A 16,549-nucleotide genomic window follows, 5' to 3' on the forward strand; every position below is an offset into this window, starting at 1 on the left:
TCCGGGACGCCCCGGGCGACCCCGGAGTTCCGCCGGTTCGTCTCCGACCCGGAGACGTGACGAGCCGGCGCCCGTCATGGAAGGCGCTTCTGCCGTGAGGCGTGGCAGGGTGGAGGGGATGACTCCCGCGCTCAGCCCCCACCTGTCCTCGTTCGCCTCGTTCGTCCAGGCGTCGCCGTCGTCGTATCACGCCGCTGCCGAAGCGGCCCGGCGCCTCGACGACGCCGGATTCCAGAGGCTCGACGAGACCGAGGCGTGGCCGAGCGGGCCCGGGCGCCGCTACGTCGTCCGCGACGGAGCGGTCATCGCCTGGGTCCAGCCCCGCGGCGAGACGGCGACGGCCCCGTTCCGGATCGTCGGCGCCCACACCGACTCCCCCTCGTTCAAGCTGAAGCCGAACCCCGACACCGGCGGCTACGGGTGGCGCCAGGCCGGCGTCGAGGTCTACGGCGGCCCGCTGTTCAATTCGTGGCTCGACCGCGACCTGGAGTTCGCCGGGCGCCTCGTCACGCGCGACGGCTCGGTGCACCTGGTGCGCACCGGCCCGGTCCTGCGCTTCCCGCAGCTCGCCGTCCACCTCGACCGCGGAGTCAACTCCGAGGGGCTGAAGCTCGACCCGCAGCGGCACCTGCACCCGATCACCGGGCTGTCCGGACGCACCGGGCGCGGCGACATCCTGGAGTCCCTCGCCCGGATCGCGGGAGTCTCGGCGGGCGACGTCCGGGGGCACGACGTCATCGTGGCCGACACGCAGGAGCCCGGCCTGCTGGGCTTCGACGGCGAGCTGTTCGCCTCGGGCCGCATGGACAACCTGACCAGCGTGCACGCGGGGCTGACCGCGCTGATCGACACCGCCGACCAGCTCGAGTCCGGTGCGTCGACCGCCGTGTTCGCCGCCTTCGACCACGAGGAGGTCGGCTCGGCCACCGTCTCCGGTGCGAGCGGCCCGTTCCTCGCCGACATCCTGAGCAGGATCAGCGCCGGCCGCGGAGCCGACGAGACCGAGCGCATGCGCGCGTTCGCCGCCTCCTGGTGCCTGTCGTCCGATGCCGGGCACGCGGTGCACCCGAACTACCCGGAGCGCCACGACCCGGCCAACCACCCGGTGCCGAACGGCGGCCCGCTGCTCAAGATCAACGCCCAGCAGCGGTACGCGACCGACGGCGCAGGATCGGCGGAGTGGTCGCGATGCTGCGACCAGGCGGGCGTGTCGTTCCAGCCCTTCGTGTCGAACAACGCGGTGCCGTGCGGCTCCACCATCGGCCCGCTCACGGCCACCCGCCTCGGCATCCGGACCATCGACGTCGGCGTCGCCCTCCTGTCGATGCACTCCGCGCGAGAGCTGTGCGGAGCGGACGACCCGGGCCATCTCGCTCGCGCGGCCGGAGCGTTCCTGCTCCCGGCCTGACCACCTGTATCCTGATGAGGGATCCTCACAACATGGGAGGCGCCACGCTGGGTGGCACGCCTCGAGAAAGGCACCTAGTGACAACCACCGCGGGCGGCACCGCCACCTCGACCGGCTCCGAGCGCAACAGCGACTACGACCCGAGCGTCCTGAAGGGCGTCTTCGAGAAGAACTACACCTACGCCAACGGCTTCGAGCGGAACACGCACCGGTACGCGGGCCGGACGGCCCTCACCGACTCCGTGACCGGCGCCAGCTGGACCTACGCCGAGCTCGGCGAGGTCACCGGCCGACTCGTCGCGGGCCTCCGCGAGCACGGCGTCGGCACCGGCGACGTCGTCTGCTACCAGCTGATGAACCGGCCCGAGTTCGCGTTCCTCTACCTGGCGACCCAGGGCCTCCGCGCCGTCGGGTCCCCGATGAACTTCCGGCTCGCACCCGGCGAGTCCGCCTTCATCCTCGACGACTCCCGCCCCGCCGTGTTCTTCTTCGAGGCGAGCGATGCGGCGCAGGTCGCGGCCGCCCTGGAGCTCGCCGAGCACCGGCCCGAGGTGCTCGTCGCGGTCGGTGACGACGACGACCTGGCCGGCCTCGACAGGATCCTGCGCTTCGACGATCTGCTCGTCGAGGGGGCGCCCTCGTTCACGGCGCCCGACGACGCGACCACCTGGGACGAGACGACGCGGCTCTACACCTCGGGCACCACGGGGCGGCCGAAGGCGGTGCCGCTGACGAGCCTGAACGAGGTGCTCACGGCGCACGACGTGATCATCAACATGTCGCTCACCCCGAAAGACAGGACGATGAACATGTCGCCCTGGTTCCACCGCGGGGGCACCTACTGCGCCGGCCCGAACACCGTCTTCTACGTCGGCGCCGAGGCCGTCACACTGCCGCAGTTCGACCCCGGCCTCGTCATGGACCTCGTCGAGGAGCGCGGCCTCACCTACGTGATCGGCGCGCCGACGAACCTGGAGCGCCTCGCCGACGAGCAGGAGGCGAAGCCGCGCGACCTCTCGACCCTCAAGGGCATCGTCACGATGGGCGCGCCGTTCGAGCGCACCGCGGCCCTCCGCTATCAGAAGGTCCTGACACCGAACATCTCGAACGGCTACGGCACCACCGAGGCCTTCTGGAACACGTTCCTCCCCGGCGACGAGCTGACGACGTTCGCCGGCGCCGCCGGACGCGCGTCGATCGACGACGACGTCGTGGTGGTCAAGGTCTCGAGCGAGGGCCCGGGCGACCCCGCGAAGCCCGTCGCGAAGGACGGCAAGGAGATCGGCGAGGTCGCCGTCCGCTCCGTGAAATCGGGCTACACCTACCGGGGCAACCCCGAGGAGGACGCCAAGAAGTTCCGCGACGGCTGGTTCTTCGCGGGCGATCTCGCGACCTGGAACGATGAGGAGGTGATCACCGTCGTCGGCCGCAAAGACGACATGATCATCTCGGGCGGCGAGAACGTCCACCCGGTCCAGGTCGAGGAGACCCTCGCCCAGCACCCGGCCGTCGCCGACTCGATCGTCTGCGGCATGGCCGACACCGAGTGGGGTCAGGTCGTCGTGGCCTACATCGTCCGTCGGCCGGGCGTCGCCGACGACGAGCAGCAGGCCGCCGACGCCCTCGAGGCGCACTGCCGGGCGTCGGTCGACCTCGCCGGCTTCAAGCGGCCGCGCTACTACTCCTTCGTCGCCGAGCTCCCCTACACCGCCACCGGCAAGAAGCAGCACTTCGTGATGCAGGACCGCTCGCCCCGCGACTTCGCGGACGGCCGATTCGTCAAGCCGCGGCGCTGATCCTGCGGGCCCAGGTCTCGCGAGCGGCGCCGCCACCGCTGCTCGCAGGGCGAGACCTGGGAGCCCTCAGGGTGGTACCTGAGGACGATGACCGCGGCCGGGGGCGCTCCTAGGTTGAGAGCCATGGAGCGAACAGCATGATCCACGCAGAGAACCTGACCAAGCGCTACGGCGAGCGCACCGCCCTCGACAGCGTCTCGTTCGACGTCAAGCCGGGCCTCGTCACAGGCTTCCTCGGCCCGAACGGCGCCGGCAAGTCGACCACGATGCGCCTCATCGTGGGCCTCGACCGTGCCACCTCCGGGAGCGTCACCGTCAACGGCCGCCGCTACGCCGAGCACGCGGCTCCCCTCCGCGAGGTCGGCGTCCTGCTCGACGCGAAGGCCGTCCACCGCGGGCGCAGCGCCTTCGACCACCTGCTCGCCATGGGCGCGACCCACGGGATCGGCCGCAAGCGCGTCGACGAGGTCATCGCGCTCACCGGCCTCGAGTCGGTCGCCAAGAAGCGCGTCGGCGGCTTCTCGCTCGGAATGGGACAGCGGCTCGGAATCGCCGCCGCCCTCCTCGGAGACCCGGCCACGCTGATCCTGGACGAACCCGTCAACGGCCTCGACCCCGAGGGCGTCGTCTGGGTGCGGAACCTGGCGCGCCACCTCGCCCGCGAGGGCCGCACGGTGTTCCTGTCGTCGCACCTCATGAGCGAGATGGCGCAGACCGCCGACCACATCATCGTGCTCGGCCGCGGCCGCGTGATCGCCGACGAGTCCGTCGAGACGATCATGGCCCGCGCCAAGGGCGACGCCGTCCGCGTCCGCACCCCGCACGCCGCCCAGCTCACGCCGCTGCTGGCCGAGCAGTCCGCCAGCGTCACCGGCACCGCCGCCGACCTCCTCGAGGTCCACGGCATCCCCGCCGCCCGCATCGGCGAGATCGCCGCCGCGTCCGGCGTGATCCTGCACGAGCTCACCCCTCTCGACGGCTCGCTCGAGGACGCCTACATGGCCCTCACGCAAGACGAGGTCGAGTACCGCGACACGGCGGCCGCCGCCCCGACACCGGAGGTCGTCCGATGACTACCGCAACCGCTCCCGCCCGCCCGTCGTCGCACGGGCACGCGAACCTGTCCCGCCTCAGCTTCGGCGGCATCCTGCGCTCCGAGTGGGTCAAGCTCCGCTCGCTGCGCTCCACCTTCTGGTGCTACCTGCTGATCCTGCTGCTGAACGTCGGATTCGCGGCACTCATCTCGGCGCAGAACCTCAGCCAGGGTGCCGGCGGCCAAGGACCCGCGCGCGCCGCCTCCGGCGAGCAGGGCATGGCGGCCGCCGTCACCGCGGTCACGCTCGGCATCAACTTCACCGGGCTCATCGCCGCCGTCCTCGGTGCCCTGATGATCACCGGCGAATACGGCACCGGCATGATCAAGTCGACCTTCACCGCCGACCCCAAGCGCCTCGGCGCCCTCTTCGGCAAGGCGATCGTGTTCGGCGTCGTGACGTTCGTGGTGGGCCTGGTGTCGCTGATCCTGGCGGCCGTGGTCTCGGCGCCGCTGCTGTCGAACAGCAGCGACATCACGCTGGACTGGGGCAACGGCACCTTCTGGCTGTCGCTCGTCGGCGGCGCGGGCTTCCTCGCCCTGGCCGGCCTCATCGCCTACGGCTTCGGCGCCATCATCCGCTCGAGCGCCGGCGGGATCGCTGCGGCCATCGGCCTGCTGTTCGTCGCGCCGATCGTCCTGCAGGTGGTCCAGGGGCTGACGCAGGCGAAGTGGGCGCAGAACATCAACGCGTTCCTCCCCTCGAACGCCGGCGGGCTGATGTTCGGCTACGGCTCGGGCACCGCCAGCGTGAAAGACGGCATCGTCACCCTCGACCAGACGCAGGGGCTCCTCGTGATGATCGCCTGGGTCGTCGTGTCGCTCGTCGTCGCGACCGTGCTGGTCAAGCGCCGCGACGCCTGACGCCGGGGCGAGCCGCCGGCTCCGGCTCCGGCTCCGGCTGGCGCTTACGGCTCACCCCGCAGAAGCCCGCGAACCCGCGCCTCGAGCGCCCGGTTCGCGGGCTTCTGCCGATTTCGGGGTGTGCGCTGCTGCCGCTTGCGGGGTGTGGGTCCGTGCATATGGACGGAGATCCTGCTTCCCGGGGCCTCCGGCGTACATATGGACGGAGATCCTGCTTCCCGGGGCCTCCGGGCGTACATATGGACGGAGATCCTCCCGAAAACACGAAAGTGAGGCGGATCGGGAGGGGTCGGCGCGAGAATCTCCGTCCATATGCGTCAAGGGCACAGGACGAGGGCACAGGACGAGGAGCCAGGACTCACTCGCACACGACGAGGGGCCAGGAGCAGGAGCACGAGCCTGAGCGCAGCCCGCACCTGCTACGCAGACAGCGACCCGGCGCCGGCGGCCACGCCGGCAGAAGCGCGCAGGAACTCCAGCTTCTCGGCCTCGGGCGACCCCGCGGGCACGGTGTAGGCGACGATCCTGAGGTCGGCACCGGCGACGGTGAACACGTCGCAGTCGATCTCGATGTCGCCGACGACGCTGTTGAGGACGGTCTTCCGCTCGGACTGGTGCTCGCCGACGCAGCCGACGGCCCAGAGGTCGGCGAACTCGGGGCTCTGCGCCAGGAGGTCGTCGACGAGGGAGCGGAGGCGCGGATCCTGCGGGTACCGGCCCTGGACCAGCCGCAGATCGCTGACGAGCGACCGCTTGAAGTGGTCGCCGCCGTCGTCGTGCCGCACCCGGGTGCCCTCGCCGTAGGCGGGGTGGCCGATGCCGAAGGTGCCGGCGACGACGTTCCGCTCGAGGGGCGTGCGGCCGCTGGGGTCTCCGAGCAGGATCGCCCAGAGCGGGCTCCAGGCGAGGAGGTCCCAGGACGCGCTGAACACGGCGATCGGAGACTCGGAGAGGCGCGTGAGGAGCCGCTGCACGCCCGGCGGGATGTGGGTCGGGACGACCTCGGGCGACGGCGGCAGGAGCCCCGCGACGCGGAACAGGTGGTCGCGCTCGGCGTCGCCGAGCTGCAGGGCGCGGGCGATCGACGCGGCGACCTGGTCGGAGGGATTCCGGGCGCGGCCCTGCTCGAGGCGGATCACGTAGTCGACCGACAGTCCGGCCAGCTGGGCGAGGTCCTCGCGGCGGAGGCCGGGCGTCTTGCGCGACGAGCCGGACGGCAGACCGACGTCGATCGGCGACACCGTCGCGCGCCACATCTTCAGGAGCGAACCGAGGTCGCCGTGCTCGCGTGACGTCATGCGACCATTCTCCGGGCTGGCCGGGGGTTGCGCCTGGTACCCGTGGTCCTAGGGAGCGGCGGAGCCTTCCGGGCCTCAGGCGGGGAGCGCAGGATCGAGTCATGACAACGACACTCATCACCGGGGCCAACAAGGGCCTCGGCTACGAAACCGCCCGCCGCCTCCTCGAGGCCGGGCACACCGTGTGGGTCGCCGCCCGCGACGAGAGCCGCGGCCGCGCCGCAGCCGACGCGCTCGGCGCCCGCTTCGTCCAGCTCGACGTGACCGACGACGCGTCGGTGCAGGCCGCCGCCGCCATTGTCGCCGCCGAGGGCGGCCTCGACGTCCTGATCAACAACGCCGGGATCACCGGCCCCCACCGCGACGCCGCCGACCTGACCGGCGCGGACGCCCTCGAGGTGTACTCGACCAACGTGGCGAGCATCGTCCGCACCATGCACGCCTTCGTCCCGCTCCTCCGGCGGTCCGAGAACCCGACGGTGGTGAACGTGACGAGCGGCCTCGGCTCCTTCACCGCCGTGCACGACACGTCGCGGGTCGAGGCGTCCGTGGTCTCGCCCCTCTACAACTCGTCGAAGTCGGCCGTGACGATGCTGACCGTGCAGTACTCGCGGGCGCTTCCGGAGATGCGGATCAATGCCGCCGACCCCGGCTACACGGCCACCGACCTCAACGGCAACTCCGGCCACCAGACGGTGACCGAGGGCACCGACGCCGTCGTCGAGCTGGCCCTCCGCGGCCCGGACGGCCCCACCGGCACCTTCATCGACCGCTCGGGCGTCGCTCCGTTCTAGGAGCCGGAGCCGGCGCCGTGTCTGACGGAGCCGGCCCGCGAGCGGTGTCGCGCCACACCCGGGTCGCCTCGGCCGTCGAGCGGCGACACCTCCGCGTCGGGCACGCTCCGGCCGAGGGCAGCGATCAGCAGCGCCAGATCGATCAGCGGCAGCCCGCCGAGGAGAGCCGCCCACGGCGGGCCGCCGCGGTCGCGGAGCCGTCGGAAGCCGAGTGCGACGTTCGGGACGACGGTCGCCACGCACCACACGAAGAGCACCCACTGCTCGGGCGGGCCGCCGGAGAACCACCTCAGCGACCCGCCGGGGCCGCCCCCGAAGTCGAGTCCGACGATGGTCTGGCCGATCCCGAGGAACCCGGGCGCGTCGTGATACGCCGTGAACGGGTCGCTCGCGGGAGCACTGCTCGGGCCGGTCAGCTGAGGGACGACGACGGTCGCCAGCGCGACCACGACGAGGTCGGTGAGGCGCTGCCACCAGAACTCGCTGCGGCTCGCCCGACCGCCGAACGAGAACGCCCCGGTCCAGAAGCGCCGGGTCGCCTGGGCCCAGCTCGCGCCGATCAGCGGCGCAGGATCACGGACACCGGTCATGCCCTCACGCTAGCGGCCGGGCCCGCCGTCGCTCGACAGCGGCCACGAGCGCGTCGAGGACCGCGACCTGCACCACGGCGGACGCCGATGCGGCGTCGCGATGCGCCGATCCGGACGCCCCGACCACGAGGGCGACGTCGGCCTGCCGCGCGAGCGTCGAGCGCGCGAAGCCGGTGACGGCCGCGATCGAAGCGCCGGAGGCCTGACCGGCTCGGACGACAGCCAGGGTCTCGAGCGACTCCCCCGAGTGGCTGACCGCCAGGACGACGTCCTCCGCCGTCGAGCGTCCGGCGAGGAGGCACTGGAGGCGGACGTCCGGAGCGCACTGCGCGTCGACACCCGCAGCGACCAGGGCGGCCGTCACCCCGAGGGCGTGCGGTGCCGACAGTCCGACGCCGGTGACGACGATCCTGCGCGCCCTCGCCACCGTCTCGACCAGCGCGTCGAACGCCGGACCGTCGAGGCTCGCGGCCGCCTCCCCGATCGCCCGGGCGGTGTCCTGCAGCAGGAGCGCCCCGGAGAGTCCCCCGAGCTCGTGGTCGGCCCGGCTCTCGACGCCGGCTGGCGCAGGGCCGTCCGAGCCGTCGCCGCGGGGCCGCGACTCGGAGGCGAGGCGGATCTTGAGGTCGAGGTAGCCGCGGAGGCCGATGCGGCCGGCGAGACGCACGACGCTGGCAGGCGACGTCCCGGCGAGATCTGCGAGCTCCGTCACGGTGAGGTGCACGACGGCACGCGGGTCGAGCAGGATCGCGTCGGCGACCCGTCGCTCCGCCGGCGTGAGGGCCGGTCGCGTGGCTCGGAGCCGCTCCCGGACCGGGGTGGTGTCGAGGTCGCCGAGCCGCGCCGGGACGCCCTCGCCGAGGGGTGTCGGGGCGGGCGGATCCTGCATCACAGAGGGCACGCTAGGCCCCACCCGTGAACGCCGGGACACGCCCGCGTGAACGCCGGAACACCGTTTCACCGAGCCGGGAATCGCGGCATCGGAGTCCACTCGGAGGGCCCCGGCCGCCGGGTTTGCGCACGCCCGGATCCAGGCCACAATGAGCACGTGACGAAGAAGATCGATACCGCCCTGAAAGACCTCACGAAGGCTCTCGAGAAGCACGCGCAGATCGTCGGGCTGAAGCCCGTGCCGCTCAAGAAGGCGGGGCGCGCTGCCGCCGAGCTCCGCGTCGCGGCCGCGGCCTACGCGAACATCGTCGAAGCCAAGACGGGTCAGACGAACCCGTTCATCGACTTCCTCGACACGGCGACCATCGAGTCGCTCGTGCACGAGCGCGACGCCATCGCGAAGCGCAAGGCGGCCGAGGAGAAGGCTCCGAAGAGCGACTAGCCCGAGGCCCGACGGCGCCCGGCCGACCGCCTACGGCCGCTGATCGACCAGCGCGATGAAGCGGCTCCCGATGCCGTCGACCTCGTGGCGTGCGAGTCCCGCCTCGGGATCCGGCACCTGGTCGGGCGCGTGGTAGTCGCACGACAGGTAGGTCCACTCGGGCCACCACTTCTTCGGCCTGGCGTCCTCGGCGAACCCGCAGACGACGCACTCGAGGTGCACCCAGACCGGCTTCCTGCCGGTCCGGTTCGCTCGCGACTGGACCAGCCACGCGGGCGGATCCTGCTCGATCGCCCGGATCTCGGCCTCGCTGAGGCGCGAGGGGAGCCCGTGCCTCGTCGCCATCTCGAGCGGGATGTCGAGGCGGAGGGCAGCGTCGCGGCGGGTGAGCATCGTCCAAGCCTACGGCTGCTCCCACCGCACGACGAAGCGCGGCGCACCCCGGAGGATGCGCCGCGCCGTCGTCGTGCGGGAGGCTACTTGCCCTTCACCAGAGCGGTGAAGAACGCTGCTCCGTTCGGGGTGCCGACGCCGGTCTCGTCGTCGTAGCCCCTCTTGGAGTGGATGGTCGACGACTGCGTGTCGATCGTCTGCAGCTGGAACTTCAGGCCCTCGCTCGAGTCGAGCGAGTTCACGAAGTCGGTCCGGACCTGGTAGGGCTGGTTGGCTGCCGTCGGAGCGACGATGTCGTGCAGGGCCTTGGTCTGGTTGAGCTTGTAGTACAGCGGGTTGGCGAAGCCGAACTTCTTGTGCGCTGCCTGCTCGGCGACGGCGAGGACACCGGCCATCAGGGGCGACGAGAGGCTGGTGCCGCCGATGCGGTACTGGTCCCAGTAGGTGCCGTCGGGGAACTCCTGCGTCTGTCCGACCACCATGCCGGTGTTCGGGTCGCCCGCCATGGAGATGTCAGGCAGGGTGCGCATCGGGTCCGTCGTGCCGTAGGCCTTCGAGATCGAGTCCGGGACGATGCCGCGCTGGTACCAGGGCTGAGCGAACAGCTGGCTGGTGCCGCCGGTGCCGCCCGAGCTGTAGACGCCGGGGAGCGGCGACCACGTGTTGCCCGAGAGCTGCGAGTAGGCGTTCTGCCATCCGTACTCGCCGAGCCAGTTGTTCGACTTGCCGATCTGGACGCTGGTGCCGCCGACGCCGGTCACCAGGGGGAGGTCGGCGGGGAAGCCGAGCGTCTTGGCTGCGAGGTCGGTGCCGCCCTTGGTCGCGTCGCCGTTGTCACCGGTGGAGAAGTTGATGGTGATGCCGGTCAGCGCAGCCTCGGTCGAGTACTGCTGGTAGAAGTCGATGTACGACTGGCCGAGGTCGGCGAGGTCGTCGACTCCGTCCGACCACGAGTTGGTGATGATGTCGCCATAGTGGTTGTCGATCGATGCAGCCCAGGCCTCGTCGAGACCGGTGACGCAGTCGACGCCGCCCACGTACTTGATCTTCGCGCCCGGAGCCATGGCGTGCACGGCTTCGACGTCGAGGGTCTCCTCGCCGTACCAGCCCGACGCGTCACAGAGGTCGGCGTTGGAGTAGCCGCTCGAGGACGGGGTGATCTGCGAGAACTGGTTCTTCTTGAACAGCGGCTGACCGTGGACCTTGTTGTACTTCTGGGCGTCCTGCAGGATCGTCGGCGACGCGTACGCGTCGGTGATGACGACCGTCACGCCCTTGCCGTCGATGCCCTTCTTGAGCTGCGACGAGACGCCGTAGGCGCCCTGCAGCTGCTGGGGACCGTAGCCGCAGACCGCGTAGGGCTGCTTCTTGCCGTTGACCGCGGGCTTGTCGGTGGCGGTCTTCTGGCCGTAGTAGGCCGAGCAGGGCTGGACGCCGGTGCGCGAGCCGGGGCCGGGGCCGGGCTCCGTGTCGGCGGGCTTCTTGAGCGCGGTGGCCTGGTCGAGGCCGACGACGCCGCTGACCGAGCCGACGATCTGAGCCGACGTGCCGCTCGGGAGCGAGAGGTTGGTCGTGTTCGTCTGCACCGTCTTGCCCTGGTACGAGAACTTCGCCAGCTGGGTGTTGAACGTCTTCTCGACCTGCGCCGTCGTGCCGGACGCCTTGACGTACATGCCGCTCGGGAGGGTCTCGCCGACGGTGAAGCCCTGCGTGCGGAGCCAGCCCTGGACGGCCTTGACGTCGGAGGCGGCGGGCGCGTAGGTGGCGTTGAACTGCTTGTTCGTCAGGAACTTGCCGTACGAGGCGCTGGACGGGTCGGACACGGCCTGCACCTGGGCCTGCGCCGCGGCGGAGTTCCGGAGGTTGAGCAGGACGCCGAAGCTGACCTTCGAGGCGCTCGGGGTCTCGGCGACCTTCTTCGCGTGGCCGAGCCATCGCGGCGAGCTGTTGGGTAACACGTGGTTGGTCGGGGCCGCGTTGGCCGGAGCGGCGAGGCCGGTGAGACCGGCGAGCGACGCTGCCGCGACCGCGGCGACGATTATGGGACGAGAGCGGGACGAGGAACCACGCACGTATGCCTCCGATAAGGGCTGAGTGGGAATCCGCTATGAATGGCGGGTTCGTGTATCGGACCACCCCCGAACGAGTGACGTCAAGTCCTCCTTTTTGCGCGACGCGCAGTTTTTGCGCGCTGCGGCGCCCGAATGGCCGACTTCGGCCGTCGAACGACGAAATCGTGCGCGCGAGGTGAATACGGTGTGAACGTGAACGATCTCGACGCACTCATCCGTCCCCCCACGCAAACCGCTGCGGCTGCCCTCGAGGTGCTCCGGGCCGCTGCCGACCCGGCGCTCGTCAACCACTGCCTCCGGTCGTGGGCGTGGGCCGGCGCGATCGCTCTGGCCAGAGGACTCCGCTTCGACGCCGAGCTGCTCTACGTCGCGGCGATGCTGCACGACCTCGGTGTGACACCCGTCTTCGACTCGCACACCGAGCCCTTCGAGGAGGCCGGCGGCGCGGTCGGGCGGGTCTTCGCCGCCGGTGCCGGCTGGCCGCCAGAGCGGAGCGAGCGCGTGCGGGAGGTGATCGTCCGGCACATGCTGCCGAGCGTCGATCCTGCGCAGGATCCCGAGGGCCACCTCCTCGAGGTCGCGACGACTCTCGACGTGCGCGGCGCCGGAGCCGACGACCTCGACCGGGGCTTCGTCCGCGACGTCACGCGACTCCTCCCCCGGCTCGGCTTCAGCGAGGCGTTCGACACCGCGATCGCCGGGCAGGCGGCCCGGAAGCCGTCGTCGCAGGCCGCGCGCCTCCACGCCGGCGGCGGTGTCGCTGAGGGCGGGCGCTTCTGGGCTGCGTTCGACTAGCCGAGGCGGCGCCGCCGACGCAGGATCACGAGGGCGAGCCCGGCTCCGAGCAGGAGCGCGGCGCCCAGGAGCGGTGCCGCGGGCGAGGAACCCGTGAAGGCGAGCTCACCGGCCGCGGCGACACCCATGCCGGTGGGATCGCCGGCCGGCGTCGTCGGGACGATCGGGGCGGGCCCGGAGGCCGATGTCGGTCCGGGGCTCGGCGCGGGAGCAGGCGCGGGTGCCGACGCCGGAGCGGCGGTCAGCACGAACTGCCGCGGGGCGCTCGGGAGCGACAGCGGGAATCCCGCCGAAGAGTGCACGTCGTCGTCGGCGATCAGGGTGGCGACCGCCGCCCAGGTCCCCGGAGCCAGAGTCGTGGTCGCCGTCCAGTTCCCGTCCGCGTCGAGCACGCCCGTCGATTCGAAGCGTCCTTCGGGCAGCGTGTTGGCGGCCGTCCGGGCAGCGGCGTCGACCGGCGAGAAGAACACCGACACTGCCGGGCCACCCGTCGCCGTCCCGGAGACGGTGACGGTGGTCGATGGAATCGTCGTTCCCGCCGCGGGGCTCACGACGACCGGCGTCGCGGACGGAGCCGGGAGGGCGAGATCGCTCACCGTCCGCGGGACGAAGGGTGCGCCGGACGGATCCTGGCCGCCGAAGGTCACCGACGCCCTCGAGAGCAGGGCGTTCAGGCTCTCGACAGAGAATCGGATCGTGAACGACCACGCGCCCGAGTCGCCCACCACGACGTCCGGCTGATAGGTGCCGAGCCCTGCCGAGTCCGCGGACACGATAGAGCCCGCAGGTGCGGTTCCTCGGAAGGTCACCTCGCGGGAGGGCACGGTGCTGCCGCTCGTGGGCGAGGTCACGGCCAGCGCGGGTGATGCCGGCTGCTCGAAGGTGACGTAGATCCCGGCCGAGTCGAGGGTCCCCGACGCGACGATCTGGTGGAACCCGACCGCATCCGTGCCAACGCTGAGCGGCACGTCCCAGGTCCCGTCGGGCTGCACGGTCGCCGACGGCTCCGCGGGCGTCGTCTGGACGCCGGGGATCTCGATGGTCACGCGGTCGCCCGAGGCTCCCGTCCCCGTGATGTCCACGGCGCCGGTCTGGACCGTCTGGTTCGGCGTCGGGCTCGTGATCGTGAAGGGGAGTGCCACATCGGCGCTGGCCGCTGACGCTCCGAGGAGCGAGGCGCCGGAGAGGAGGACGGTGGCGACGACGACGACGCCGAGCGAGCGGACTCGCGTTCTAGGGAAAGTCACAGCTGCAATCTAGGGCCGATTTGCGCCGGAGTCTCGCGTCGGCCGGAGATCAGGACTAGCTTGACCCCTCAAGAGGGGCCACCCGACCCCTCGGCACGGGCTGTCGTCATCTGGGAGCGACAGCGATCACCCACCGTGTCGTCTGCTGTGCAGTGCCCAGAAGGGAACACCCTTGTTCGACAAGCGCTTCATCACCAAGGCCATCGGCCGCAGTGCCGAGAACCCGCTCGACCGCCGCCGCTTCCTCGCCGCAGCCGGAGTCACCGGAGTGGGAGTCGGCGCCGCCGTCCTCGCCTCCGGAGCACCGGCCATGGCGTCGACGGCCAAGACCGCTGCCTACGAAGGAGAGGTCACCGACTCGGCGATCCTCAACTTCGCGCTCAACCTCGAGTACCTCGAGGCCGAGTTCTACCTCCGCGCCGTCACCGGCACCGGGCTCCCCTCGAGCATGATCGACGGCATCGACCCGCAGGGCGGCGTCGTCGGCGGACACAAGGTTCCGTTCAAGACGGGCGCGATCAAGTCGATCGCCACCGAGATCGCGGCCGACGAGAAGGCGCACGTCGCCTTCCTGCGCGCAGCCCTCGGCGGCGCGAAGGTGTCGCGCCCGGCGATCGACCTCAAGTCGAGCTTCAACGCGGCGGCCGTCGCGGCCGGGCTCATCAAGCCGGGCCAGTCGTTCGACCCGTTCGCGAGCGAGGAGAACTTCCTGCTCGGCGCCTTCATCTTCGAGGACGTCGGGGTGACCGCCTACAAGGGCGCCGCCCCGCTCATCACCAACAAGACCTACCTCGGGGCGGCCGCGGGCATCCTCGCGGTCGAGGCGTACCACGCCGGCATCATCAGGGACCGCATCCTGAGCATGGGCCTCTACCACCAGGCGGATGCGATCTCGGCCGCTCGCGACAGCCTCGACGGCAAGACCGACGACGACCAGGGCGTGGTGGTCAACAACGTGATCAGCCTCGTCCCCACCGACGCGAACAGCATCGCCTACGGCCGCACCGCCGAGCGCGTGCTGAACGTCGTCTACCTCAACCCCAACCAGATCGACCGCGGCGGGTTCTTCCCGGCGGGCGTCAACGGCGCGATCGTCGCCAGCGGCAACCCCGGAAGCCCCACGGCCTAGTCGGACGGGAGGGCAGGATCGCGGGGCGCGCGCCCCACGATCCTGCCCTCTGCCGTTCGTCGGGCCGCGCCGCTACAGCCAGCGGCGCTTGCGGAACACCCAGTACAGCCCGAAGCCCGCCGCGATCATGAGCAGGATCGCGAACGGGTAGCCGAACTCCCACTTCAGCTCGGGCATGTGGGTGAAGTTCATGCCGTAGATCGACGCGATGAGGGTGGGCGTGAAGAGGATGGCCGCCCACGACGAGATCTTCTTGACCTCCTCGTTCTGCTGGATGCTCTGGTCGGTCTGCCGGCGCGTGACGATCGTCGCGTGCACGGTGAGCGCGTTGTCGAGGATCGCGCGGAACGAGGCGACCCGCTCGACGATCAGCAGCGTGTGGTCGAGCACGTCGCGGAGGCTGCGCTGGAGCTCCAGGTCGACGCCGTACTTCTCGGAGCCCTTCTGCAGGCCGTCGAGCATCTTGACCAGCGGCACGACCGCCCGCTGGAAGTTGATGACCTCGCGCGAGAGGTTGTAGATGCGCTCCGAGAGGCCGGTGCTCTCCTCCGAGAAGAGGTCGTTCTCGATCTCGTCGATGTCGTTCTCGAGGCCGGCGATGACCGGCTCGTACTCGTCGACGACCTGGTCGAGGATCGCGTAGAGCACGGCCTCCGGCCCCTGGGCGAGGAGCTCGGGCGCCGCCTCCATGCGCTGCCGGACCTTCATCAGGTCGGGCGACTCGGCGTGCCGGATCGTGACGACGAACTCCGGCCCCAGGAAGATGTGCAGCTCGCCGAACTCGACGACCTCCTCCGCGTCGACGTAGCGGGCCGGCCGCAGGACGGCGAACAGGATCTCGTCGTACCGCTCGAGCTTGGCCCGCTGGTGGCCGAGCAGGGCGTCCTCGATCGCGAGGGGGTGCAGCTCGAACTCGTGCGCGACGGAGCGGATCTCGTCGGGGCTGGGGCGGTACAGGCCGATCCAGCCCATGCCGTCGTTGTCGTGCATCAGGCGGTAGGTCTCGTCGAGACTCCGGGGATTCTCGATGCGTGTTCCGGCGACGTAGACGCCGTTGTCGATCAGGGGCATGAGGGCAGGATGCCCGGTGCGGGTGAACGTTTCAGGTCAGGCGCGCCGCCGGACGATCGCCGCCGCGAGGAACGCCGCGCCGGCCACGACCTCGAGGGTCCAGTAGACGGGGCTGGTCGATCCGAGCAGCGTCACCAGCCCGTACGCGCCCTCCGCGACGAGGACGGTGCTCAGGATCGCGACTCCCCCGATCCGCCTCGCGTGCCGGGGCGATCGCGCGAGGCTCGCGGCGACGCCGATCACCGGGCCAGCGAAGAGGCCGATGAGGGTCCAGCGCGACGAGAACGGTGCCGCGTAGAAGTAGCCGCGCCAGCCGCTGACGAGCCCGTAGGCCTCGACCATCGCCACGAAGGCGAGAGCGCCGAGCACGGCCGCGAGGGCCGGCCGGGCCCGGACCAGCCAGACGAGCAGGAAGGCGAACAGGCTCCAGCCGCCCGAGGAGTTCGCGAGCGAGGTGAGCCAGGAGGGGAGGTACTGCTGGCCGAGGCTCGTGAGGCCGCCCACGAGGAGGGCGCCGAGCACCACGACGGCGGCGGCTGCGAGGCCCGAGGGCAGAGCTCGGGCGAGGGCGGGTCGCCGGGCTGCGGAGGTGTCGAGTGGGGTCACCCGAGCAGGCTAGGTCGCCGGGGCCGCCCGGCTCGTCCGTCTCGGGATCGGACGCCGTAG

16 protein-coding genes are annotated in these 16,549 nt (G+C 71.1%); 8 read left to right on the top strand and 8 right to left on the bottom strand.

Going from position 1 to position 16,549, the window contains the following annotated elements:
- Nucleotides 1-118 precede the first annotated feature (118 nt).
- The 4 genes from ABD733_RS06185 to ABD733_RS06200 all read left to right on the top strand — a co-directional run bounded on the left by ABD733_RS06185 (nt 119) and on the right by ABD733_RS06200 (nt 5,161).
- Entirely contained in the window at nt 119-1,408 is a 1,290-nt protein-coding gene (locus ABD733_RS06185) for a M18 family aminopeptidase (RefSeq protein WP_344794136.1), read from the top strand.
- Nucleotides 1,409-1,485: 77 nt separating this feature from the next.
- Nucleotides 1,486-3,204: a class I adenylate-forming enzyme family protein gene (locus ABD733_RS06190; RefSeq protein ID WP_344794137.1), complete on the top strand. Its 1,719-nt coding sequence runs from the start codon at nt 1,486-1,488 to the stop codon at nt 3,202-3,204.
- A 137-nt stretch (nt 3,205-3,341) separates the two neighbouring features.
- Nucleotides 3,342-4,277: an ABC transporter ATP-binding protein gene (locus ABD733_RS06195; RefSeq protein WP_344794138.1), complete on the top strand. Its 936-nt coding sequence runs from the start codon at nt 3,342-3,344 to the stop codon at nt 4,275-4,277.
- Nucleotides 4,274-5,161 (top strand): ABC transporter permease subunit, encoded by an 888-nt coding sequence (locus tag ABD733_RS06200; RefSeq protein ID WP_344794139.1) that lies wholly within the window; start codon nt 4,274-4,276, stop codon nt 5,159-5,161. Before ABD733_RS06195 ends, ABD733_RS06200 begins: the two co-directional genes overlap by 4 nt.
- Nucleotides 5,162-5,580: 419 nt before the next feature.
- Here the strand turns inward: ABD733_RS06200 and ABD733_RS06205 are convergent, their stop codons facing one another.
- Nucleotides 5,581-6,459 carry a helix-turn-helix transcriptional regulator gene (locus tag ABD733_RS06205; RefSeq protein ID WP_344794140.1) on the bottom strand — a complete coding sequence of 293 codons (879 nt, stop codon included), beginning with the start codon at nt 6,457-6,459 and terminating at the stop codon, nt 5,581-5,583.
- 101 nt (nt 6,460-6,560) lie between these two features.
- Here ABD733_RS06205 and ABD733_RS06210 point away from each other — a divergent pair, with 101 nt between their 5' ends.
- Nucleotides 6,561-7,253 (top strand): SDR family NAD(P)-dependent oxidoreductase, encoded by a 693-nt coding sequence (locus ABD733_RS06210; RefSeq protein WP_344794141.1) that lies wholly within the window; start codon nt 6,561-6,563, stop codon nt 7,251-7,253.
- On the opposite strand, the gene ABD733_RS06215 is transcribed toward ABD733_RS06210, so the two are convergent.
- The gene (locus ABD733_RS06215) at nt 7,250-7,843 is read right to left on the bottom strand and encodes a DUF805 domain-containing protein (RefSeq protein ID WP_344794142.1); all 594 of its coding nucleotides are present in this window, start codon (nt 7,841-7,843) and stop codon (nt 7,250-7,252) included. The genes ABD733_RS06210 and ABD733_RS06215 overlap by 4 nt on opposite strands.
- A gap of 4 nt (nt 7,844-7,847) precedes the next feature.
- Nucleotides 7,848-8,744: a MurR/RpiR family transcriptional regulator gene (locus ABD733_RS06220; RefSeq protein WP_344794143.1), complete on the bottom strand. Its 897-nt coding sequence runs from the start codon at nt 8,742-8,744 to the stop codon at nt 7,848-7,850.
- A gap of 147 nt (nt 8,745-8,891) precedes the next feature.
- Here ABD733_RS06220 and ABD733_RS06225 point away from each other — a divergent pair, with 147 nt between their 5' ends.
- A complete protein-coding gene (locus ABD733_RS06225; protein ID WP_344794144.1) occupies nt 8,892-9,176 on the top strand; it encodes a hypothetical protein in 285 nt (94 codons plus the stop codon).
- Between the two features lie 30 nt (nt 9,177-9,206).
- Here the strand turns inward: ABD733_RS06225 and ABD733_RS06230 are convergent, their stop codons facing one another.
- The gene (locus ABD733_RS06230; RefSeq protein ID WP_344794145.1) at nt 9,207-9,569 is read right to left on the bottom strand and encodes a hypothetical protein; all 363 of its coding nucleotides are present in this window, start codon (nt 9,567-9,569) and stop codon (nt 9,207-9,209) included.
- Nucleotides 9,570-9,652: 83 nt separating this feature from the next.
- Complete coding sequence (locus tag ABD733_RS06235; RefSeq protein WP_344794147.1) at nt 9,653-11,641, bottom strand: S53 family peptidase; 1,989 nt, start codon at nt 11,639-11,641, stop codon at nt 9,653-9,655.
- Between the two features lie 192 nt (nt 11,642-11,833).
- On the opposite strand from ABD733_RS06235, the gene ABD733_RS06240 reads away from it, so the two are divergent.
- Nucleotides 11,834-12,436 (top strand): HD domain-containing protein, encoded by a 603-nt coding sequence (locus tag ABD733_RS06240; RefSeq protein WP_344794149.1) that lies wholly within the window; start codon nt 11,834-11,836, stop codon nt 12,434-12,436.
- On the opposite strand, the gene ABD733_RS06245 is transcribed toward ABD733_RS06240, so the two are convergent.
- Nucleotides 12,433-13,683: a hypothetical protein gene (locus ABD733_RS06245; protein ID WP_344794151.1), complete on the bottom strand. Its 1,251-nt coding sequence runs from the start codon at nt 13,681-13,683 to the stop codon at nt 12,433-12,435. The genes ABD733_RS06240 and ABD733_RS06245 overlap by 4 nt on opposite strands.
- A 172-nt stretch (nt 13,684-13,855) precedes the next feature.
- Here ABD733_RS06245 and ABD733_RS06250 point away from each other — a divergent pair, with 172 nt between their 5' ends.
- A complete protein-coding gene (locus ABD733_RS06250; protein ID WP_344794153.1) occupies nt 13,856-14,812 on the top strand; it encodes a ferritin-like domain-containing protein in 957 nt (318 codons plus the stop codon).
- A gap of 72 nt (nt 14,813-14,884) precedes the next feature.
- Here the strand turns inward: ABD733_RS06250 and corA are convergent, their stop codons facing one another.
- Nucleotides 14,885-15,883 (bottom strand): magnesium/cobalt transporter CorA, encoded by a 999-nt coding sequence (gene corA, locus ABD733_RS06255; RefSeq protein ID WP_344794155.1) that lies wholly within the window; start codon nt 15,881-15,883, stop codon nt 14,885-14,887.
- Nucleotides 15,884-15,919: 36 nt separating this feature from the next.
- Entirely contained in the window at nt 15,920-16,489 is a 570-nt protein-coding gene (locus ABD733_RS06260) for a DUF6518 family protein (protein ID WP_344794157.1), read from the bottom strand.
- Nucleotides 16,490-16,549 lie beyond the last annotated feature (60 nt).

This window comes from Frondihabitans peucedani, from assembly GCF_039537585.1.
Lineage (GTDB): Bacteria > Actinomycetota > Actinomycetes > Actinomycetales > Microbacteriaceae > Frondihabitans > Frondihabitans peucedani.